17 protein-coding genes and 2 tRNA genes are annotated in these 20,661 nt (G+C 68.8%); 9 read left to right on the top strand and 10 right to left on the bottom strand.

The window, feature by feature from the left end:
- Window positions 1-85 precede the first annotated feature (85 nt).
- The 7 genes from ACIPKM_RS07285 (at window position 86) to pknB (ending at window position 9,226) form a co-directional block, all read left to right on the top strand.
- Window positions 86-766 (top strand): DUF3662 and FHA domain-containing protein, encoded by a 681-nt coding sequence (locus ACIPKM_RS07285; protein ID WP_070417451.1) that lies wholly within the window; start codon window positions 86-88, stop codon window positions 764-766.
- Window positions 763-1,314, top strand: a complete 552-nt coding sequence (locus ACIPKM_RS07280; RefSeq protein ID WP_070417452.1) for an FHA domain-containing protein — start codon at window positions 763-765, stop codon at window positions 1,312-1,314. Before ACIPKM_RS07285 ends, ACIPKM_RS07280 begins: the two co-directional genes overlap by 4 nt.
- 6 nt (window positions 1,315-1,320) lie before the next feature.
- Entirely contained in the window at window positions 1,321-2,673 is a 1,353-nt protein-coding gene (locus tag ACIPKM_RS07275) for a Stp1/IreP family PP2C-type Ser/Thr phosphatase (RefSeq protein WP_071294236.1), read from the top strand.
- Window positions 2,670-4,106, top strand: a complete 1,437-nt coding sequence (locus ACIPKM_RS07270; RefSeq protein WP_070417454.1) for an FtsW/RodA/SpoVE family cell cycle protein — start codon at window positions 2,670-2,672, stop codon at window positions 4,104-4,106. Before ACIPKM_RS07275 ends, ACIPKM_RS07270 begins: the two co-directional genes overlap by 4 nt.
- A complete protein-coding gene (locus ACIPKM_RS07265; RefSeq protein WP_071294235.1) occupies window positions 4,103-5,560 on the top strand; it encodes a penicillin-binding protein 2 in 1,458 nt (485 codons plus the stop codon). Before ACIPKM_RS07270 ends, ACIPKM_RS07265 begins: the two co-directional genes overlap by 4 nt.
- On the top strand, window positions 5,557-7,308 hold the full coding sequence (locus ACIPKM_RS07260) for a protein kinase domain-containing protein (protein WP_071294234.1): 1,752 nt from the start codon (window positions 5,557-5,559) through the stop codon (window positions 7,306-7,308). Before ACIPKM_RS07265 ends, ACIPKM_RS07260 begins: the two co-directional genes overlap by 4 nt.
- A 121-nt stretch (window positions 7,309-7,429) precedes the next feature.
- A complete protein-coding gene (pknB, locus tag ACIPKM_RS07255; protein ID WP_402736463.1) occupies window positions 7,430-9,226 on the top strand; it encodes a Stk1 family PASTA domain-containing Ser/Thr kinase in 1,797 nt (598 codons plus the stop codon).
- A 148-nt stretch (window positions 9,227-9,374) separates the two neighbouring features.
- Here the strand turns inward: pknB and ACIPKM_RS07250 are convergent, their stop codons facing one another.
- Window positions 9,375-10,019 (bottom strand): aminodeoxychorismate/anthranilate synthase component II, encoded by a 645-nt coding sequence (locus tag ACIPKM_RS07250; protein ID WP_070417458.1) that lies wholly within the window; start codon window positions 10,017-10,019, stop codon window positions 9,375-9,377.
- A gap of 82 nt (window positions 10,020-10,101) precedes the next feature.
- Between ACIPKM_RS07250 and ACIPKM_RS07245 the strand changes: the two genes are divergently transcribed.
- The gene (locus ACIPKM_RS07245; protein WP_070417459.1) at window positions 10,102-10,356 is read left to right on the top strand and encodes a cell division protein CrgA; all 255 of its coding nucleotides are present in this window, start codon (window positions 10,102-10,104) and stop codon (window positions 10,354-10,356) included.
- 348 nt (window positions 10,357-10,704) lie between these two features.
- Here ACIPKM_RS07245 and ACIPKM_RS07240 read toward each other — a convergent pair whose 3' ends face one another.
- Together ACIPKM_RS07240 and ACIPKM_RS07235 are read right to left on the bottom strand one after the other, a co-directional pair.
- The gene (locus ACIPKM_RS07240) at window positions 10,705-11,559 is read right to left on the bottom strand and encodes a rhomboid family intramembrane serine protease (protein ID WP_071294232.1); all 855 of its coding nucleotides are present in this window, start codon (window positions 11,557-11,559) and stop codon (window positions 10,705-10,707) included.
- A gap of 8 nt (window positions 11,560-11,567) precedes the next feature.
- Window positions 11,568-12,107 carry a peptidylprolyl isomerase gene (locus ACIPKM_RS07235; protein ID WP_070417461.1) on the bottom strand — a complete coding sequence of 180 codons (540 nt, stop codon included), beginning with the start codon at window positions 12,105-12,107 and terminating at the stop codon, window positions 11,568-11,570.
- A 116-nt stretch (window positions 12,108-12,223) separates the two neighbouring features.
- On the opposite strand from ACIPKM_RS07235, the gene ACIPKM_RS07230 reads away from it, so the two are divergent.
- Window positions 12,224-12,796, top strand: coding sequence for a hypothetical protein (locus ACIPKM_RS07230; protein WP_083403102.1), 573 nt, complete (start codon window positions 12,224-12,226; stop codon window positions 12,794-12,796).
- 556 nt (window positions 12,797-13,352) lie between these two features.
- Here ACIPKM_RS07230 and ACIPKM_RS07225 read toward each other — a convergent pair.
- From ACIPKM_RS07225 to recF, 7 genes are all read right to left on the bottom strand, one after another.
- A tRNA-Ala gene (locus ACIPKM_RS07225) sits at window positions 13,353-13,425 on the bottom strand.
- Between the two features lie 32 nt (window positions 13,426-13,457).
- A tRNA-Ile gene (locus ACIPKM_RS07220) sits at window positions 13,458-13,534 on the bottom strand.
- A gap of 76 nt (window positions 13,535-13,610) precedes the next feature.
- The gene (locus ACIPKM_RS07215) at window positions 13,611-14,018 is read right to left on the bottom strand and encodes a DUF3566 domain-containing protein (protein WP_070417462.1); all 408 of its coding nucleotides are present in this window, start codon (window positions 14,016-14,018) and stop codon (window positions 13,611-13,613) included.
- Complete coding sequence (gyrA, locus tag ACIPKM_RS07210) at window positions 14,011-16,659, bottom strand: DNA gyrase subunit A (RefSeq protein ID WP_070417463.1); 2,649 nt, start codon at window positions 16,657-16,659, stop codon at window positions 14,011-14,013. The genes ACIPKM_RS07215 and gyrA overlap by 8 nt, the downstream gene beginning before the upstream one ends.
- A gap of 117 nt (window positions 16,660-16,776) precedes the next feature.
- Window positions 16,777-18,780, bottom strand: a complete 2,004-nt coding sequence (gene gyrB / locus ACIPKM_RS07205; RefSeq protein ID WP_070417464.1) for a DNA topoisomerase (ATP-hydrolyzing) subunit B — start codon at window positions 18,778-18,780, stop codon at window positions 16,777-16,779.
- Between the two features lie 132 nt (window positions 18,781-18,912).
- Complete coding sequence (locus tag ACIPKM_RS07200) at window positions 18,913-19,413, bottom strand: DUF721 domain-containing protein (RefSeq protein WP_402736462.1); 501 nt, start codon at window positions 19,411-19,413, stop codon at window positions 18,913-18,915.
- On the bottom strand, window positions 19,413-20,648 hold the full coding sequence (recF, locus tag ACIPKM_RS07195; RefSeq protein WP_402736461.1) for a DNA replication/repair protein RecF: 1,236 nt from the start codon (window positions 20,646-20,648) through the stop codon (window positions 19,413-19,415). The genes ACIPKM_RS07200 and recF overlap by 1 nt, the downstream gene beginning before the upstream one ends.
- Window positions 20,649-20,661 lie beyond the last annotated feature (13 nt).

The following is a 20,661-nucleotide window of genomic DNA, read 5'->3' as shown; positions in this document are numbered from 1 at the left end:
AGCCCGAGAACACTACCACGCACAGACGCTGCCAGACGCCAACCACTACCATGCAGAGGTCGACGACCGAGAACACTGGAGACCCATGGGCCTGTTGGACAGCTTCGAGCGAGGGCTGGAGCGCGCCGTGAACGGCGCGTTCGCGAAGACCTTCCGCTCCGGCGTGCAGCCCGTCGAGATCTCGAGCGCCCTCCGCCGCGAGCTCGACACCAAGGCAGCCGTCGTCTCCCGCGAACGCATCCTCGTGCCGAACGAGTTCACGGTGCGACTCGCGCCGCCGGACTACACGCGCATGAACGACATCGGTCGGCCGCTCGTCGACGAGCTCTCGCAGATGGTGCAGCAGCACGCGGTCGCGCAGAACTACTCCTTCTCCGGACCGGTCACGATCCGCCTGCAGCAGGACGGCACCCTCTCCACCGGGATCCTGCAGATCGACTCGACGACGGTGCAGCGCGACGTCGCCTGGGTCGCGGTGCTCGACATCGGTTCGCAGCGGCACAAGCTGCAGCGTGGTCGCACCGTGATCGGTCGCGGGACGGACGCCGACATCACCGTCGCCGACACCGGCACGAGCCGCAAGCACGTCGAGGTCATCTGGGACGGCAAGCACGCCCAGGCCAACGACCTCGGGTCGACGAACGGCTCGAAACTGAACGGTGAGCGCTTCCAGCAGGCCATCGTGGAGCCGGATTCCACGATCGAGATCGGTCGTACCCGTATGGTGTTCCGGGTGATACCCGAGAACGACGGAGGTACCAGGTGACCACAGGGCTGACCCTGCTCGTCCTGCGCTTCGCGTTCCTCGCGGTGCTCTGGCTGTTCGTGTTCGTGATCGTCTTCGCCCTGCGGAGCGATCTGTTCGGCCAACGCGTGCGCACGATCCCCACCGATCCGAAGGCCGGTGCGTCGGGTCCGACGACCCCCGCGGTGCCGGCAGCAGCGGCCCCGGCCGCCGCGTCGGCCGGTGCCTTCACGGACCTCATCGGTCAAGCGACGGGGGCGCAGCAGTCCGCCACGCCGGCTGCGACCCGCCTCGTGATCACCGAGGGCTCGCGCGAGGGCATGGAGATGCCGCTCGGTGGCGGCCCGATCACGATCGGCCGGTCGAGCGAGTCCAACGTCGTCATCCGCGACGACTACACGTCCACCAACCACGCCCGCCTCGACCTCCGGGCCGACGGCTGGCTCCTCACCGACCTCGAGTCCACGAACGGCACGTTCGTCAACGGTCAGAAGGTGACCGTTCCCGTGATCATCGCGGAGCGGACGCCGATCACGATCGGGACGACGACGTTCGAGCTGCGGCGGTAACCCGGGATGACCGCTCGCACGCTGAGCGCCGCTGTGTCCCACGTCGGACGCATCCGCGCGAACAACCAGGACTCCGGCTACGCCGGACAGCACCTGTTCGCGGTGGCCGACGGCATGGGCGGACACGCGGGCGGTGACGTCGCCTCGGCGATCGCGATCCGCCGCATCCGGGAGGTCGACCGCGAGTTCCCGTCGGCGCACGACGCCGAGTTCGCACTGCAGTCGGCGCTGATCGCGGCGAACCAGCTCATCACCGAGACGGTGTTCGAGCACCAGGAGCTCACCGGCATGGGCACCACGGTGTCCGCGATGATCCGGGTCGGCGAACAGATCGCCATCGCGCACATCGGCGACTCGCGCATCTACCGGCACCGCGACGGCGAGCTCCAGCAGATCACGTCCGACCACACCTTCGTGCAGCGGCTCGTGGACAGCGGCCGGATCACGCCTGAAGAGGCCGCGGTGCACCCGCGACGCTCCGTCCTCATGCGGGTGCTCGGCGACGTCGACGCCGCGCCGGAGGTCGACACCGCCATCATGGACATCCAGCCGGGCGACCGCTGGCTGCTCTGCTCCGACGGACTCTCGTCGTACCTGGCCGAAGAGCGCATCCGGCACGCGCTCGCGTCGAACATGGACGCGAACCAGGTCACGCAGCGCCTCGTGAAGGAGACGCTCGACCACGGCGCTCCCGACAACGTGACGGTCGTCGTGATGGACGTCACCGACACCGAGCCCGATGACGACGACGATGCGGCCACCACGGTCGGCTCCGCGGCGGCACCGCTCACGTTCGAGGCGTCGACCGGCCGCAAGCCGATCCGCCTCCCCACGATCCTGCTCCACCCGCTCAAGGTCACGACCGCCCCCGAGGACTCGCACTTCGAGCCCGAGTCCGACCAGTTCTTCGCCGAGCTCATCGCCGAGGACCGCCGTCGCCGGATCCGCCGTCGTGTCTCGTGGACCATCGCGCTCATCGTGGCCGTCGCTGCACTCGTCGGCGCCGTCTTCCTCGGCTGGCGGATCATCCAGGACCACTACTACGTGGGGACCGACCGCGGCACCGTCGCGATCTACAAGGGCGTGCAGCAGTCGATCGGGCCGATCGCGCTGTCCGACGTCTACGAGGACACCGACATCTCGGTGTCCGGGTTGCCGGAGTACACCCGCGAGAACGTCCGCTCGACGATCAACGCGCAGTCGCTCGACGACGCCCGTGACATCGTCGACCGGCTGCGGAAGGCCGCCGAGACCGGGCAGGACCAGGCGGGCACCGGCGGAGACGGCGGATCGCCGTCCCCGACGCCCTCCTCGTCCCCGACGAAGTCGCCGTCACCGTCACCAGGGGCGAAGCGATGAGCAGCGCCACCGCCCAGTCCTTCACGCAGGCGATCACGATCAAGCTGCGAGAACCCGCCCGCGCCCGCAACCTCGAGCTCGTGCTGCTCGTCATCGCGTGCGGCATCTGCGCCGGCGCGATGGTCCTCGTGCAGCTCGGCACGAAGGGCAAGCTGTTCGACACCTCGGTGCTCTGGGTCGGCGCCGGCATCCTCGGGCTCGCGCTCGTGATGCACGTCGTGCTGCGCATCGTCGCGAAGAACGCCGACCCGTTCATCCTGCCGGTCGCACTCGTGCTGAACGGCATCGGGATCGCCGAGATCTACCGCATCGACGTCCACAACGGCCTGACCGGCTGGGGCGCGATCGGCGTGAAGCAGATCGTCTGGACGATGCTCGCGATGGTCCTGGCGATCATCACGGTCTCCGTCGTCCGGAACCACCGGTTCCTGCAGCGGTACCGCTACATCTTCATGTTCCTGACGATCGCGCTGCTGCTGCTGCCGATGCTGCCGGGCATCGGACTCAACGTGAACGGCGCGCGGGTCTGGATCAAGCTCGGCTCGTTCACCTTCCAGCCGGGCGAGCTCGCCAAGATCACGATGGCGCTGTTCTTCGCCGGCTACCTCGTCACCGCACGGGACTCGCTGTCGATCGTCGGCCGGAAGTTCCTCGGCATGACGTTCCCGCGGGCGCGCGACCTCGGGCCGATCCTCGTGATGTGGGCCGCGGCCATGGGCGTCCTGGTCTTCCAGCGCGACCTCGGCACCGCACTGCTCTACTTCGGCCTGTTCCTCGTGATGATCTACGTCGCGACGGCGCGGCTGAGCTGGGTCCTCATCGGGCTGGTGCTGTTCGTCGGCGGCGCGCTCGTCGCGCAGTCCGTGCTCGTCTACGTGCACGGCCGGTTCGAGCAGTGGCTCGACCCGTTCAACCAGGAGATCTTCACCAGGCAGACCCAGGGCAGCTACCAGCTCGTGCAGGGCCTGTTCGGCTTCGCGAACGGCGGGATCACGGGCACCGGTCTCGGCCAGGGGCGTCCGTACATCACCCCGGTCGCCAACGCGGACTACATCATCGCCTCCCTGGGTGAGGAACTCGGCCTGATCGGCGTCTTCGCGATCCTCGCCCTGTTCATCATCCTGGCGTCCCGAGGCCTCCGCGTCGGGTTCATGGCGCAGGACGACTTCGGCAAGCTGCTCGGAGTGGGCTTCGGCTTCATCATCGCGCTGCAGGTGTTCGTCGTCGTCGGCGGCATCACCCGGGTCATCCCGGTCACCGGCCTCACGACGCCGTTCATGGCGGCCGGTGGTTCGTCCCTCGTCGCCAACTGGATCATCGCCGCGATGCTGCTGCGCCTGACCGATGCAATCCCCGCCGAACAGCGCGTGCAGCAGGGTGCGATCCCGGCTGCTCGTGGTCGCGGGACGACCAGGAAGGAGCGCAGCCGGTGAACCGACAGCTCCGCGGTGTCTCGACCGTCATCGTGCTCATGTTCGTCGCACTCTTCGTGTCGACGACCTCCATCCAGTTCTTCTCGGCCGACTCCCTCCGCGCGGACTCGCGGAACTCCCGGACGATCCTCGCCAGCTACTCCACGAAGCGCGGCGCGATCCTCGTCAACGGCAGTCCCATCGCCGAGTCGACCCCGGTGGACGACCAGTACCAGTACCAGCGGAAGTACACGAACGGCGACCTGTACTCGGCCGTCACCGGGTACTTCACGATCGGCCAGGGCAACTCCGGCATCGAGGGCGCCGAGAACACCGTGCTCTCCGGCAACTCCGACGCCTCGTTCTTCCAGAACCTCAACGCGATCCTGACCGGCCAGGACGTCCAGGGCGACAACGTCAACCTGACGATCGACCCCGACGTCCAGAAGGCCGCGTACGACGCACTGGGCGACAACACCGGCGCCGTCGTCGCGATCCAGCCGAAGACCGGCAAGATCCTCGCGATGGTGTCGAAGCAGAGCTACGACCCGAACACGCTGACGTCGCACGACACGCAGAACGTCATCGACCAGTACAAGGCGCTCGAGTCGAACGCCGCGAAGCCCCTGCAGAACCGGGCCATCGGCGGCGACCTGTACACGCCCGGCTCGGTCTTCAAGCTCGTCGTGGCGTCCGCGGCGCTCGAGGGCGGCAAGTACAACCTCGACTCCGAGTTCCCGAACCCGTCGCGGCTGCAGCTGCCCGGGACGAGCACGTACATCAACAACGCCGAGGGCGGCTCGTGCGGCGGCGGCGACAAGGTCAAGCTGCGCACCGCGATCCAGTACTCGTGCAACATCCCCTTCGCGGAGCTCGGCCAGAAGCTCGGCTACGACGCGATCAAGAGCATGGCCGACAAGTACGGCTTCGGCGACGCGATCGAGGTCCCGATGCGCGCCACCGCCAGCCAGTACCCCGACGTCAGCGACGACACCGCGCAGCTCATGCTGAGCTCGTTCGGCCAGGCCAGCGTCCGCGTGTCCCCGCTGCAGATGGCCATGGTCTCCGCCGGCATCGCGAACGGCGGCAAGGTCATGCAGCCCTCGCTCGTCGACTCGATCACGACGAGCGACCTGAAGACCGTCGAGTCCTTCTCCCCGAAGCAGTACAGCGACCCGCTCTCGGCCTCCGAATCGAGTGACCTCACCGAGGCCATGCAGAGCGTCGTCAGCTCGGGGACCGGCACCAATGCCAAGATCGACGGTGTCGACGTCGCAGGGAAGACGGGCACGGCCGAAGGTGGCACGGGCGATCCCTACACACTCTGGTTCACGGGCTTCGCCCCGGCGAAGGACCCGGAGGTGGCCGTCGCGGTCGTCGTCGGGAACGGCGGCGGACTCGGGCAGTCCGGAGTCGGCAACACGGTCGCGGCCCCGGTCGCGAAGAAAGTCATGGAGGCGGTGCTGAACAAATGAGACCCACCAGCGGACTCACCTTCGGTGGGCGGTACCAACTCTCGTCCCGCGTCGCCATCGGCGGCATGGGAGAGGTGTGGCAGGCCACCGACCTCGTCATCGGCCGGACCGTCGCACTCAAGATCCTCAAGGACGAGTACCTCGGCGACCCGGGCTTCCTCGAGCGCTTCCGCGCCGAGGCCCGTCACGCTGCGCTCGTCAACCACGAGGGCATCGCCAACGTGTTCGACTACGGCGAGGAGGACGGCAGCGCCTACCTCGTGATGGAGCTCGTCCCCGGCGAGGCGCTCTCGACCATGATCGAGCGGGAGCACACGCTGCCGGTCGACAAGGTCCTCGACATCGTCGCGCAGACCGCGAACGCCCTGCAGGCCGCGCACGCCGTCGGGCTCGTGCACCGCGACATCAAGCCGGGCAACCTGCTCATCACGCCGGACGGCCGCGTCAAGATCACCGACTTCGGCATCGCGCGCATCGCCGACCAGGTGCCGCTCACCGCGACCGGACAGGTCATGGGCACCGTCCAGTACCTCTCGCCGGAGCAGGCGAGTGGGCACCCGGCGTCGCCGTCGACCGACATCTACTCGCTCGGCATCGTCGCGTACGAGTGCCTGGCGGGCCGTCGCCCGTTCACGGGCGAGTCGCAGGTCGCGATCGCCATGGCGCACATCAACGAGCAGCCGCCGGCGCTCCCCGGGGACATCCCGGAGCCGGTGTCCGCCCTCGTGATGTCGTGCATCGCCAAGAAGCCGGCCGACCGTCCGGCGACGGCGGCGAACCTGGCCCGTGCGGCGCAGGCGCTCCGCCGTGGGGACGTCGCGGCCGCCACCGTCGCCGTCCCGGCCATCGCCGCCGGCGGCACGGTGGCGTTCAACCCGCCGCAGACGCCGGGGAACGACGCCGCGACGGCGCTCATCGGCACCCAGGCCGGTGCGGTCGCGGGCGGTCCGGGCACCCCGGGCTCGCCGGTCGACGGCGAGGACGAGGAACCGAAGAAGAAGCGCGCCTGGATCTGGTGGGTCGTGGGCATCGTCGCGGTGCTCATCATCGCCGGTGTCGTCGGCGCGTTCGCCCTGAACAGCAACGGTCAGCCGGAGCCGACCAAGTCCGCGACGACGCGCAGCGCGACGCCGAAGCCGTCCAACACCCCGACGCCGTCTCCGACCGAGACGCGCGTGACCGTGAACTCGGCGGACTTCGTCGGGCTGTCGGTCGCCGACGCGCAGGCCAAGCTCGAGGCGCTGAACCTCACCTCCCGCGTCGAGGACGGCGACCCCGCCCCGAAGCCCGAGCAGGCGAACACCGTCCAGTCGATCAGCCCCACCGGCAGCCTGGCGCCCGGCTCGCTCGTCGTGCTGCAGCAGTACACGGCGCAGCCGACGGTCAACCAGCCGAACTCGGCGTCCCCGGGTGCGGTGTCCGCCGACGGCGTGGTGACCTTCAGCTGGGCGGCGGCGACGTGCCCGACCGGGTACACCGTGTCGTCGTACGCGTACACGATCACCGGCGGCAAGGACGCCTCGAGCCAGACCTCGGGCACCCTCGACGCCGACCACCGATCGGTCACCGTGCAGATCGACAAGATCGACACCTCGGCCTCGCTGAGCTACACCGTGACGTGCGGCAACCTCGCGGCGTCGGCTGCGTCCGAGGCCGCGTCGAGTGACGCCTGGCAGGCCACGGACGAGCCGACGACCGACCCGACCGACGGCAACAACCCGAGCGCTGGCCCGCAGGACGGCAACTGACCGACCCCCGGACGGGGGCTCGCGACACCGTTGCGTAACGGTTCGGTCGAGCCCCCCGTCACCAGCCTCTCACCAGCGAAGCCTGCCGTACACTTGCCCGGACGGACATTCGGAGGAGTACGTGCCAGAAGGTGTGACCGCGGGGATCACCCTCCTCGCCAACCGCTACGAGATCGGTGACGTCATCGGTCGGGGCGGCATGGCCACTGTGCATCTGGGCAACGACACCCGGCTCGGACGCAAGGTGGCAGTGAAGCTGCTGAAGCCCAGCCTCGCCAACGACCCGGCGTTCCGCACGCGCTTCCGCCAGGAAGCCCAGGCGGCCGCCCGCGTGGCCCACCCCACCATCGTCCGCGTCTACGACGCCGGCGAAGAGACCGTCACCGAGACCTCCGGTGCCGAGGTGCAGGTGCCCTTCATCGTCATGGAGTACGTCGAGGGCCGTCCGCTCTCCGACATCATCGGCGAGGGCCCGGTCGCCCCGGACGAAGCCGTGCGCATCACCGAGGGCATCCTCACCGCGCTCGAGTACTCCCACCGTGCCGGCGTCGTGCACCGCGACATCAAGCCCGCGAACGTCATGGTGACGCACTCCGGCCAGGTGAAGGTCATGGACTTCGGCATCGCCCGCGCCATCACCGACACCTCCGCGACGGTCGCCCAGACGACCTCGATCCTCGGTACCGCGTCGTACTTCTCCCCGGAACAGGCCCGCGGCGAGACCGTCGACGCCCGTACCGACGTCTACTCCACCGGTGTCGTGTTCTTCGAGCTGCTCACCGGCCGCCCGCCGTTCCTCGGCGACACCCCCGTCGCCGTCGCGTACCAGCACGTCAGCGAACAGCCCGTCGCGCCGTCGTCCCTCACGCCCGAGGTCTCGCCGGCGCTCGACGCGGTCACGCTGCACGCCCTGGTGAAGGACCGCACGCGCCGCTACCAGAACGCGGCGGAGTTCCGGACGGAACTGCAGCAGGCCGCGGCGGGCAAGGTCCCCGCGTCGACCCGCAAGCTGCAGCAGCAGGCCGCCCACGACGCCTCGACCGTGCTGTTCGGGGTGAACCCCCGGACGACCTCGAACCCCGCGGTGGCCTTCCGCGAGCTCGACGACGACACCGCCGAGCACCGCCCGCAGCGCACCCAGAACCGGCCGCCCGTCGCCTGGATCTGGGTCGGCATCATCCTGACCGCGGCGGTCATCGTGGCGGTCGTGTTCTTCGTCGCGAACCTCGGTCCGGGCAAGCCTCCCGTCACGTCCTCGGTCAGCGTGCCGAACGTCGTCGGTGCGACCTACGACTCCGCGGCCTCCGCGCTCGGCAAGAAGGACCTCGTCCCCGTCAAGGTCGAGGAGAACTCCGACGACGTCGACCGGGGATCGGTCATCCGCACCGAGCCCGGCTCCGGCACGAACGTCGCGCGCAAGCAGAACGTCCGCGTGATCGTCTCGCTCGGCCCCGAACAGGTCGCCGTCCCGGACCTCGCGGGGCAGGCGCAGGACGCAGCGCAGAAGACCCTCGAGCAGGCGGGCTTCGCCGTCGGTGCGATCAACTCCGACTACTCGCCCGACGTGCCCGAGGGGACGGTCATGAGCACCGATCCGGCCGCCTCGTCGCAGCACACCAAGGGCACGGTGGTGAACCTGACGGTGTCGAACGGCAAGGTCGAGTTGCCGAACGTCACCCAGCAGCCGTTCTCCACGGCGAACGCGACCCTCGCCCAGCTGGGGCTGAAGGTCACGCCGGCGCCGTCCTACTCGTGCATCGGCGGTACCGTGACGCAGCAGAGCGCCCCCGCCGGCGACATCGCGCAGGGCAGCACCGTGACGCTCACGTACTGCGCCGGCTCGGCGCAGCCCTCGCAGCCGCCAGCGACGGATGCACCCGCCGACGGTGGTAAAGACGGCGGCGACGACGGTCAGTGACTTGTCCGCGTCCTGACGGATGCTCCGCGGCGGGGGTGCGCCGCGCCTCCCGTCCGGCGTCGTGCCGGCCTGCCTTCCCGGAGGCGCGGCTCGACCCCGCCACGTCCCGACCGTCCCGCAGGGCGGTCGCGTCAGTGGCCCGCCGCTGTCAGGCCCGGTGAGCCGCGATGAGCGGGTTCAGGCCCGCAGCGCGTTCCGCTGCACCGGCGAGGCCGGTCGTCTCGAGCCAGTTGCCGACCATCCGGTAGCCGCCCTCGGTGAGGACCGACTCCGGGTGGAACTGCACGCCGTACACGGGGTGCTCGCGGTGCTGCACGCCCATGATGACGCCGCCACCGGTCCGGGCCGTCACGGTGAGCTCGTCGGGGACCGTGCCGTCGACGATCGCGAGCGAGTGGTACCGCGTCGCCGTGAAGGGATGCGGGACGCCCGCGAAGAGGGGGCTGTCGTCGTGGTCGACCTGCGAGGTCTTGCCGTGCATGAGTTCCTCGGCGTGGGTGACCGTCGCACCGAGCGCCTCGGCGATGGCCTGGTGGCCGAGGCACACACCGAGCAGGGGCTTGTCCGCGGCGATGGCGGCGTGCACGGTCTCGACGGAGACGCCGGCGTCCGCGGGCGTCCCGGGGCCGGGAGACAGGAGCACACCGTCGTACTCGGCGATGCGGTCGGCGATCTCGGACGCGGGGAAGGCGTCGTTCCGGACCACGTCGGTCTCCGCCCCGAGCTGCTGCACGTAGCCGTTCAGCGTGTAGACGAAGCTGTCGTAGTTGTCGACGACGAGGATCTTGGTCATGGTCGGTTCACCGTACTCGTGGGGGATGTGTGAGGCGGGCTGAGAGGCTTCCCACACCCGCGGTCACGGTAGGATACCGGCCATGGCCAAGGACAAGGACCGCACCAAGCCCGCCCGGACGACCCGAGCCGACTCGGTCGACACCGCGGGGGACCAGCCGAACCCCGTGTGGTTCAAGCCGGTCATGTTCGGTTTCATGCTCATCGGCCTCGCCTGGGTGATCGTCTTCTACATCTCGAACACGACCCTGCCGGTGCCGTCCCTCGGTTCGTGGAACATCCTCATCGGCTTCGGCATCATGTTCGTCGGCTTCCTGATGACCACGCGCTGGCGGTAGCACCCCGGCCACACACCTCTCGACGCCCGTCGCACCTGCTGGTGCGGCGGGCGTCGTCGTTCGTGCCGTTGTCCACAGTGAACTCGCCCCGCCGTGGCCCTTGTCCCCACCTCCGCGCGCGTTCTCCACAGTTCTCCACACTCTCCACACACCCATCCACACCCCCGTCCCGGAGTTATCCACAGCGGACTCCACAGTGGGGATAATCACATGCGTGTAACTCACCGCGTTCTCCACAGCTGTGGACAACTCAGTCGTGCACGTGTGGAAAAGCCCCCGGGGACGCACGAACGCCCCGCCGCTGAGCGACGGGGCGTCCGGTGGTGCTGCTGTGCGGCTGTGCGGCTGTCAGCCGATCGTCACCGCGTACCCGACGGCGGTCAAGGCGATGCCCACGACCGCGGCGGCCACGAGCAGTGCGATCTGCAGCGGACGCTGGCGGATGTTGCGGGTCCGTGCGAACACGAAACCGACCACGAAGCCGCCGATGATCCCGCCGACGTGCGCCTGCCACGAGATGTTCGTGCCCGGCAGGAACCCCACGACGAGGTTGAGTCCCATGATGACCAGCAGCTGCACGGCGTTGTTGCCGAGACTGCGCTGCAGGACGAAGAACGCCGCGAACAGCCCGAAGATCGCGCCGGACGCTCCGACCACCCACGTGCCGGGGGCCAGGAACGTCACGAGCATCGACCCGAAGATCCCGGTGATGAAGTAGAGCGCCAGGAACCGCCACGCCCCGAGCATGTTCTCGAGCATCCGGCCGAAGATCCACAGCGCCCACATGTTGAACAGGATGTGGAAGAGGCCCGAGTGCACGAAGAGCACCGTCACCGCTCGCCACGGCTGCGAGGGCAGGAGCAGCGAGTTGTAGGCGAACAGGTTCGTGAAGAACCCGCCCGAGACCTGGTCGAGCAACCAGATCGCGACCGAGACGGCGACGATCACGACCGTCGCCTTCTGGTCAAGCATGGCGAAGCGCCTCCGGGCGACCGTCAGCCCGCTGGGGCCTCCGGACGCCCGACGGTTCGCCTGGAACTGCGCACGCTGCTCGCGCACGCACTCAGGGCAGTGCACCCCGACCGCCGCCGGCGTCTGGCACTCCGGGCAGATCGTCCGCCCGCAGCGCTGGCAGAGCACGAAGCTCTGCCGGTCCGGATGCCGGTAGCAGGTGTTGTTCGGGTTGTACGCCTGATCGGTCACGTGGTGGCTCAGACGTCCTCGACGTCGATGCTCTGGATGACGACGTCCTCGAGCGGCTTGTCACGGCCGTCGGTCGCCACACCCTCGATCGCGTCGACGACCGCGCGGGACTCGTCGTCCGCGACCTCGCCGAAGATGGTGTGCTTGCCCTGCAGCCACGGCGTCGCCACCGTGGTGATGAAGAACTGCGAGCCGTTGGTGCCGCGGCCGCCCTGGATGCCGGCGTTCGCCATGGCGAAGATGTACGGGTTCTGGAAGGTGAGCTCCGGGTGGATCTCGTCGTCGAAGCGGTAGCCCGGTCCGCCGATGCCCTGACCGAGCGGGTCGCCGCCCTGGATCATGAAGTCCTTGATGATGCGGTGGAAGACGACACCGTCGTACAGCTTGTCGGTCGAGACCTTGCCGGTGCCGGGGTGGGTCCACTCCTGCTTGCCCGTCGCGAGGTCGACGAAGTTCTTGACGGTCTTCGGAGCGTGGTTGCCGAACAGGTTGACGCGGATGTCGCCCTTGTTCGTGTGGATCGTTGCGACAGCGGTGTGCAGAGACATGTTCCGATTCTCGCATGTACTGCTGACGGTCAGACGGATCACACAGGTGAGGCTCCGTGACCTGTCAGGCACTGCGGTGGCAGGATGGGGTCACGCCGTTCCGATGGAGGTACCAGATGACGACGATCGAGATCCCGCGCAAGCGCCGGAAGCAGATCAAGAAGCTCAAGGGCCAGACCGCCTCGCTCCTCGGCGAGCAGCGCAAGGTCCTCGAGCACGCGAACGCGATCCTTGCGGAGGCGCGGTCCCACGCCGTGGACACCGCTCGCAAGGACATCGCTCCGCGAGTGCAGAACGCGATCGACAACGGCATCCGTCCGGCTGTCGCCACGGGGGTGCACGCTGCCACGAGTGCAGCGCAGAATGCTTCGCACCGCTTCCAGTCCGAGGTCGTCCCCGGACTCGTCGCGACGGCGGGCTCGGTCCTCAGCGTGGGTGACCTCGCGAAGGACCCCCGCGTCAAGAAGATCGTGAAGAACGCCCAGAAGAAGGGCAAGAAGGCCAAGAAGGCTGCGGAGAAGTACGTGCCGCACCAGAAGAAGGGCATCGGCTTCGGCGGTGTCGCGCTGATCGTGGTCGGTGTCGTGGCCGTGGCGGGCGCCGCCTACGCCGCGTACCAGACGCTCCGCGCGGACGACGACCTGTGGGTCGCCGACGACGCTGACACGGCGGAGAAGCCTGCCGTCTGACCTCCCGGTTCGCACGAAGGGCCCCGGCACGCGCCGGGGCCCTTCGTCGTCCGTGGGCCAGCGGCTCGAGGGCTTGGCCGGAGCGGCGAGCGGGCAGAATACGTCCCGTTCACCGCGCCGAAGCGGCCGTTCGTGCCCGCTCGACGCCCGACGCACGGCATGTCGTGCCCACTCGCCGGCCCGGCGTCGGCCCGGCGATGGACGGGAGGCGCGGGTCGGCCCCGCCCCGCGCCTCCCGTCCGCCGTCGCGTTCGGCCCACCCCGCCACGCGGCGAGGTCGCACGACCCGCCACGCACGTCCACCGGGGTCCACCCGGAGCCGTGTCGCGGTCGCACGACGCGCCGCTCACGTCCACCGAGGTCCCGCAAACGGCCGCCAAGCCGGCGCGAGATGCCACAATCGGCACACCTCGAGCCCGAAACCGACCGGTCCCACGACGCGAGAACGTCGCGCAACGGAACCGATCGCGGAGCGGCGCGCCGAAGGCGCCGACGAACACGACGACCGAGCGAGGCGAAGCGAGGAACGAGCGGAGCATCGCTCACGCCGAGGGAGTGGAGCCTGGGAGAATCGAACTCCCGACATCCTGCTTGCAAAGCAGGCGCTCTACCAACTGAGCTAAGGCCCCGTGACACCCATCGTACGGAGTGTCGGAGGAAGTGGTGGGGCTACAAGGACTTGAACCTTGGACCTCTTCGTTATCAGCGAAGCGCTCTAACCGCCTGAGCTATAGCCCCTCAGACCGGATGAAAGCCTACCGTACGGATCTCGCAGAACGAAATCGAGGCGGTCGGCCCATCCGGCCCGGGAGTGTCAGTTGTTCGTGAAGCCGACGAGCAAGCCGCCGGTGATCCGCACACTGAGGTTGTAGAGGACACTCACGATGGCGCCGAGCACGGTGCCGACGACCACGTTGAGGATGCCCACGACGATGGAGAACCCGAGCACCTGGCCCAGCGAGAACTGGTCCATGATCGAGTAGTTGTTCTGCCCGGTGACGTCCTTCAGCAGGGCGTCGATCTGGGTGAAGACACCGGTCTGGTTCAGGATGACCCACACCAGCGCGGTGGCGACGACGATCACGATCGAGCCGGCCAGGGCGATGAGGAAGCTGAGCTTCACCATCGACCAGAAGTCGACGTACACGAGCCGCAGCCGCACCTGACGGGTGCCGACGGGCCGCTTCGCCTTCTTCTGGAGCTTCTCGGCGACACTACTCATTGCTTGACTGGTCCTCTCCGGCCACGGTGTCCGTGGGCACTGTGTCGGCGGGGTCGGCGGCCGCTTCGTCCGGGCTGACCGTCTCCACCGGGCCCGCAGGCTCGATCTCGGCGTCGTCCTGGTCGTCCAGGTTCCGCTCTGTGTTCCGGGCCACCGCGATGATCCGGTCGTTCTCCGCGAACCTCGCGAAGACCACACCCATCGTGTCGCGACCCTTGGCGGGCACCTCGGCCACGGCAGACCTTACCACCTTGCCCGATTGCAGCACGACGAGCACCTCGTCGTCCTCGCCCACGATGAGAGCACCCACAAGGTCGCCCCGGTCAGCGGCCAGCTTGGCCACCTTGATGCCGAGACCGCCACGGCCCTGCACGCGGTACTGGTCGACCGACGTGCGCTTGGCGTAGCCGCCCTCGGTCATGACCCACACGTAGCCGTCGTCCGAGACGACCCGGGCTGCGAGCAGCGAGTCGTCGTCGCGGAAGGACATGCCCTTCACGCCGGAGGTCGATCGACCCATCGGGCGCAGGGTGTCGTTCGTCGCGGTGAAGCGCAGCGACATGCCGTGCTTCGACACGAGCAGGAGGTCGTCGTGCTCGTCGACGAGGAGTGCCTGCACCAGGGTGTCGCCGTCGCGCAGGTTGATCGCGATGATGCCACCGGTGCGGTTCGTGTCGTACTCGGTGAGCGGGGTCTTCTTCACGAGACCGTGCGCCGTGGCGAGCACGAGGTACTGCGCCGCCTCGTAGTCGCGGATGTCGAGCACCTGCTGGATCTGCTCGTCCGGCTGCATGGCGAGCAGGTTCGCGACGTGCTGACCCTTGGCGTCGCGGCTGGCCTCCTGCAGCTCGTAGGCCTTGGCGCGGTAGACCCGCCCCTTGTCTGTGAGGAAGAGGAGCCAGTGGTGCGTCGTCGTCACGAAGAAGTGCTCGACGATGTCGTCGGCGCGCAGCTGCGCACCCTTGACCCCACGGCCGCCGCGGTGCTGCGACCGGTAGTTGTCGCTGCGCGTCCGCTTGACGTACCCGCCGCGGGTGATGGTGACGACCATCTCCTCTTCGGGGATGAGGTCCTCGATGGACATGTCGCCGTCGAAGCCGAGCAGGATCTCGCTGCGGCGGTCGTCGCCGAACCGCTCGACGATCTCCTCGAGCTCGTCGCCGATGATCGTGCGCTGACGGGTCTCCGACGCCAGGATGTCCTGGAAGTCGGCGATCTTGCGCTCGAGCTCCTCGGCCTCGTCGTGGATCTTCTGCCGCTCGAGGGCGGCGAGACGACGGAGCTGGAGCTCGAGGATCGCGCGCGCCTGGATCTCGTCGACGGACAGCAGGTCCATCAGGCCGGTGCGGGCCTCTTCGACGTCGGGCGACCGGCGGATGAGCGCGATGACCTCGTCGAGGGCGTCGAGCGCGGCCAAGTAACCACGGAGGATGTGGGCGCGCTTCTCGGCCTCGCGCAGCCGGAACTGGGTGCGGCGGACGATGACGTCGATCTGGTGGTCGACCCACGCCGAGATGAACCCGTCGAGCGCGAGGGTGCGGGGCACGCCGTCGACGATCGCGAGCATGTTCGCGCCGAAGTTCTCCTGCAGCTGCGTGTGCTTGTACAGGTTGTTGAGGACGACCTTGGCGACGGCGTCGCGCTTGAGCACGATGACGAGACGCTGACCGGTACGACCCGAGGTCTCGTCGCGGATGTCCGCGATGCCGGCGAGCTTGCCGTCCTTCACACCCTCGGCGATGCGGATCGCGAGGTTGTCGGGGTTCACCTGGTACGGGAGCTCGGTGACGACGAGGCAGGTGCGACCCTGGATCTCCTCGACGTTGACGACCGCACGCATCGTGATCGAGCCACGACCGGTGCGGTAGGCGTCCTGGATGCCCTTCGTGCCGAGGATCTGCGCCCCGGTCGGGAAGTCCGGGCCCTTGATCCGCTGCATGAGCGCGCCGAGGAGCTCTTCACGCGTGGCGTCGGGGTGCTCGAGCGCCCACTTGGCGCCCGCAGCGACCTCGCGCAGGTTGTGCGGCGGGATGTTCGTCGCCATGCCGACCGCGATGCCGACGGACCCGTTGACCAGCAGGTTCGGGAAGCGTGCCGGCAGGATCGCGGGCTCCTGCGTGCGACCGTCGTAGTTGTCCTGGAAGTCGACGGTGTCCTCGTCGATGTCCCGGACCATCTCCATGGCGAGCGGTGCCATCTTGGTCTCGGTGTACCGCGGGGCAGCGGCACCGTCGTTGCCCGGGGACCCGAAGTTGCCCTGGCCGAGCGCGAGCGGGTACCGGAGCGACCACGGCTGCACCAGGCGGACGAGGGCGTCGTAGATCGCGCTGTCGCCGTGCGGGTGGAACTGCCCCATGACGTCGCCGACGACGCGCGAGCACTTCGAGAAGGCCCGGTCGGGACGGTAGCCGCCGTCGAACATCGCGTAGATCACGCGGCGGTGCACCGGCTTCAGTCCGTCACGGACCTCGGGCAGGGCACGACCGACGATGACGCTCATCGCGTAGTCGAGGTACGAGCGCTGCATCTCGAGCTGCAGGTCGACCTGCGAGATGCGGTCACCGGAGACGACGATGTCCCCGCTGTCGCCGTGGACGATCTCGGGCTGCTCGTCGGCGCCGTTCTCGTTGTCGTCAGCCATGTGGCTTCGTTCCCTTTCTGGACAGCCTGGAGGCTGTGGTTCCGTCAGTCGCGCCGGGCGCGACCACAGGTGGTCAGGACTGGTCCGCGCGACTCACGCCGCGCCTCCGGGCCAGGATCAGATGTCCAAGAACCGGACGTCCTTCGCGTTCTGCTGGATGAACTGGCGACGGGACTCGACGTCCTCACCCATCAGCGTCGCGAAGACGCTGTCCACCGCGGCGGCGTCCTCGAGCGTGACCTGCAGGAGCGTCCGGGTGTCCGGGTTCATCGTGGTGTCCCACAGCTCCTTGTAGTCCATCTCGCCGAGACCCTTGTAGCGCTGGATCCCGTTGTCCTTCGGGATGCGCTTGCCGGCGGCGAGGCCGGCCTGCATCAGGGCGTCGCGCTCCCGGTCGCTGAACACGTACTCGTGCGCCGAGTTCGACCACTTCAGGCGGTAGAGCGGCGGCTGCGCGAGGTACACGTAGCCGCGCTCGATGAGCGGCCGCATGTAGCGGAACAGCAGGGTGAGGAGCAGGGTCGTGATGTGCTGGCCGTCGACGTCGGCATCGGCCATCAGCACGATCTTGTGGTACCGGGCCTTGTCCGGGTCGAAGTCCTCGCCGATGCCGGCGCCGAACGCCGTGATCATCGACTGGATCTCCTGGTTGGCCAGGGCACGGTCGAGGCGGGCCTTCTCGACGTTGAGGATCTTGCCGCGGAGCGGCAGGATCGCCTGCGTCATCGGGTTGCGACCCTGCACGGCGGAACCACCGGCCGAGTCACCCTCGACCATGAAGATCTCGGAGACCGTCGGGTCCTTCGACTGGCAGTCCTTGAGCTTGCCGGGCATGCCGCCCGACTCGAGGAGGCCCTTGCGTCGGGTGGTCTCGCGTGCCTTGCGTGCGGCGAGACGGGCCTGCGAGGCCTGGATCGCCTTGCGCACGACGTCGCGGGCCTGCGTCGGGTTGCTCTCGAACCAGTGGGTGAGCTCGGTGCCGACGACGCGCTGGACGAAGCCCTTCGCCTCGGTGTTGCCGAGCTTGGTCTTCGTCTGCCCCTCGAACTGCGGTTCGCCGAGCTTCACGGAGATGACGGCCGTCAGTCCTTCGCGGATGTCGTCACCCGTGAGGTTGTCGTCCTTCTCCTTGATGATCTTCGCCTCGCGCGCGTACTTGTTGACCAGGTACGTCAGCGCCGCGCGGAAGCCCTCTTCGTGGGTGCCGCCCTCGTGCGTGTTGATCGTGTTCGCGAAGGTGTGGACGCTCTCCTGGTAGGAGGTGTTCCACTGCATCGCGACCTCGAGCGCGATCTTGCGCTCCGGGTCCTCGGCCTCGAAGCCGATGACGTCCGGGTGCACCAGGTCGGCCTTCTTCTGGGCGTTGAGGTACTCGACGTAGTCGGCGAGCCCGCGCTCGTAGAGGAAGGAGTCGTGCCGTGCCTCTTCACCCTCGGCCGGGGTGCGCTCGTCGGTCAGGGTGATCCGCAGGCCCTTGTTGAGGAAGGCCATCTGCTGGAAGCGCGTGCGCAGGGTCTCGTAGTCGAAGACGACGGTCTCGAAGATGTCGGCGTTCGGCCAGAAGGTGATCGTGGTGCCGTGGCCGTCGTCTTCCTCGTCCTTCGACAGGGGCGCGACCGGGACGCCGTCGGTGTAGCTCTGGCGCCAGACGTGGCCCTGCTGGCGGACCTCGACGTCCAGCTCTGAGCTCAGCGCGTTGACGACCGACGAACCGACGCCGTGCAGACCACCGGACACCGCGTACGCGCCGCCGCCGAACTTGCCGCCGGCGTGCAGGACGGTGAGCACGACCTGGACGGTCGAGACGCCCTCGGCAGCGTGGATCCCGACGGGGATGCCACGGCCGTTGTCGACCACACGGACGCCGCCGTCTTCGCGGATGGTGACGTTGATCGTGTCGCAGTAGCCCGCGAGTGCTTCGTCGACGGAGTTGTCGACGATCTCCTGCACGAGGTGGTGCAGACCGCGGGGACCCGTCGACCCGATGTACATGCCCGGACGCTTCCGGACGGCTTCGAGTCCCTCGAGCACCTGGATCTGGTCTGCGCCGTACGCTGGATCGCTCTGCGGGGTCGCCTCGCCGGACGAGTTCTGTCGGTCGTCGTCAGATCCGGATGTCATTCGAAGGTGCTCCTGCCTGCGCGCGGAACACCCGCGCACTGCACCTCTCAGTCTACCGCAGGACCCCCTCCTCCGAGGGCGGATTCCGGCCGTGGACGGCCTTTTTTCGTCCTCCCGGACGATTTCGTCGCCCTACCCGTAAGTGTCGCGGGGACCGCGCCCCTGAACCGTCCTGGGACCGCGTTTCCAGGTGGGGGCGTCGGGGCCCGAAACCCGGATCGACTGCACCCCCGCCTCGGGGTGCCGCTCGGCGATGGTCGTCGTGACGGTGCTGCGCATCAGTCGGAGCTGGGTCGCCCAGGCCGTCGAGTCGCAGCGGATGACGAGTGCACCGTCGTCGATCGTCATGGGTCGGGAGTGCTTCGCGAGTTCCTCGCCCACCACGGCGGGCCAGTCCACGAAGAGCTCGGACCGGGCGAGGGGCTCGGTCCAGCCCAGTTCCTGCGCGAGCGAGCCGACGACGTCGCCGAGTCCGGCGGGCTCGCGACCGCGACCGTAGGGCACGGAGTCGGGGTCGAGTCCCTTCATGCGGCGCCGGCGCGCGTCGACGCCGCGCTTCGAGGGGTCGCCGAAGACGGCGCGGAGGTGCCGGTAGACCCGCGAGGGCTCGGTGGGTCTCGACGGTTTCGGCATCAGACGTCGGCCTCCGCCGGGTGGGCTCCCGGGTTCTCGGTCGGACTGGAGGCGCGGCTCGGCTCCGCCTCGTCGGTCACGATCGTGCCCGCTTCGATCCGGACCGTGTGCGCGGCAAGCTGCTCGGGCACGTCACCGAACACCGCCGCGGTGATGAGCACCTGCTCGTAGTCGGCGACCGCCCCGGCCAGGCGTTCCCGGCGGGACTCGTCGAGCTCGGCGAACACGTCGTCGAGGATGATGATCGGATCGCCCAGGCTCGACTCCGCGCGGAGGATCGACGCACTGGCCAGCTGCACGGCGAGCGCGAACGACCACGACTCTCCGTGACTGGCGTAGCCGCGGGCCGGTAACCCGTTCAGCTGGAAGAGGACGTCGTCGCGGTGCGGACCGACGAGCGTCAGGCCGCGGTCGAGCTCGTCGCGTCGACGCCGTTCGAGTGCTGCTCGGAACGCATCGGCAGCCGCGGTGACGGTGACCGGCTCGTCGGGTGTCCCGAGGACGGGATCCGTTGCGGCCGCGTCCTCCGGGTCGCCGCCGCGGACGCTCAGGACTCCGGTGATCGACGCCTCGTGCCGTTCGCCGGCGACGGTCGCGTAGGCCTCGGCCACGAACGGGGCGAGCCGCCGGGTGAGGTGGTCACGGGCGGCGATGATCTCGGCGCCGAACGCCACGAGACGCTCGTCCCAGACGTCGAGCGTCGCGAGCGAACCCGCCTTCGCACCGGTCGCCCGGGCCGACTTCAACAAGGTGTTGCGCTGCCGGAGCGTCCGGTCGTAGTCGGCGAGGACGCCCTGCATGCGCGGGGCGATCTGCCCGAGGAGCTCGTCGAGCATCCGGCGTCGGCCGGCCGGTTCGCCCCGGACCAGCGCGAGGTCCTCGGGAGCGAAGAGGACGCTCGTGCAGTAGCGCGGGAGCTCGCGGGGCTTGATGGCCGAGCGGTTCACCTGCGCCCGGTTCGAGCCGGTGCGGTTGATCTGGACCTCGGCGAGGATGCTGCGGTCCTCGTGCGCGAGCCGAGCGCGGACGATCGCCGCGTCGCAGCCCTGCCGCACGAGTGCCGCGTCCGTCGGGACCCGGTGCGATCCGAGGGTGGAGAGGTAGCCGATCGCCTCGACGAGGTTGGTCTTGCCCTGTCCGTTCCGGCCGACGAACAGGTTCGGCCCGCGTGCGAGGTCGACCTCGGCCTCCCGGTAGTTCCGGAAGTCCGTGAGTTGCAGGTGGTCGACGTGCACGCGGGCCGTGGCC

The organism is Curtobacterium sp. NPDC086286, assembly GCF_044746255.1.
Classification (GTDB): Bacteria; Actinomycetota; Actinomycetes; order Actinomycetales; family Microbacteriaceae; genus Curtobacterium.
Note: the sequence above shows the minus strand (reverse complement) of the source record. Positions and strands in the feature narration are given on the sequence as shown.

Coding starts and splice junctions, on each gene's coding strand:
- ACIPKM_RS07215 (WP_070417462.1), bottom strand. CDS start 14,018: ATGAGTAGTGTCGCCGAGAAGCTCCAGAAGAAGGCGAAGCGGCCCGTC.
- gyrA (WP_070417463.1), bottom strand. CDS start 16,659: ATGGCTGACGACAACGAGAACGGCGCCGACGAGCAGCCCGAGATCGTC.
- ACIPKM_RS07250 (WP_070417458.1), bottom strand. CDS start 10,019: ATGACCAAGATCCTCGTCGTCGACAACTACGACAGCTTCGTCTACACG.
- ACIPKM_RS07260 (WP_071294234.1), top strand. CDS start 5,557: ATGAGACCCACCAGCGGACTCACCTTCGGTGGGCGGTACCAACTCTCG.
- ACIPKM_RS07230 (WP_083403102.1), top strand. CDS start 12,224: ATGACGACGATCGAGATCCCGCGCAAGCGCCGGAAGCAGATCAAGAAG.
- gyrB (WP_070417464.1), bottom strand. CDS start 18,780: ATGACATCCGGATCTGACGACGACCGACAGAACTCGTCCGGCGAGGCG.
- ACIPKM_RS07200 (WP_402736462.1), bottom strand. CDS start 19,413: ATGCCGAAACCGTCGAGACCCACCGAGCCCTCGCGGGTCTACCGGCAC.
- ACIPKM_RS07285 (WP_070417451.1), top strand. CDS start 86: ATGGGCCTGTTGGACAGCTTCGAGCGAGGGCTGGAGCGCGCCGTGAAC.
- ACIPKM_RS07245 (WP_070417459.1), top strand. CDS start 10,102: ATGGCCAAGGACAAGGACCGCACCAAGCCCGCCCGGACGACCCGAGCC.
- ACIPKM_RS07235 (WP_070417461.1), bottom strand. CDS start 12,107: ATGTCTCTGCACACCGCTGTCGCAACGATCCACACGAACAAGGGCGAC.
- ACIPKM_RS07275 (WP_071294236.1), top strand. CDS start 1,321: ATGACCGCTCGCACGCTGAGCGCCGCTGTGTCCCACGTCGGACGCATC.
- ACIPKM_RS07270 (WP_070417454.1), top strand. CDS start 2,670: ATGAGCAGCGCCACCGCCCAGTCCTTCACGCAGGCGATCACGATCAAG.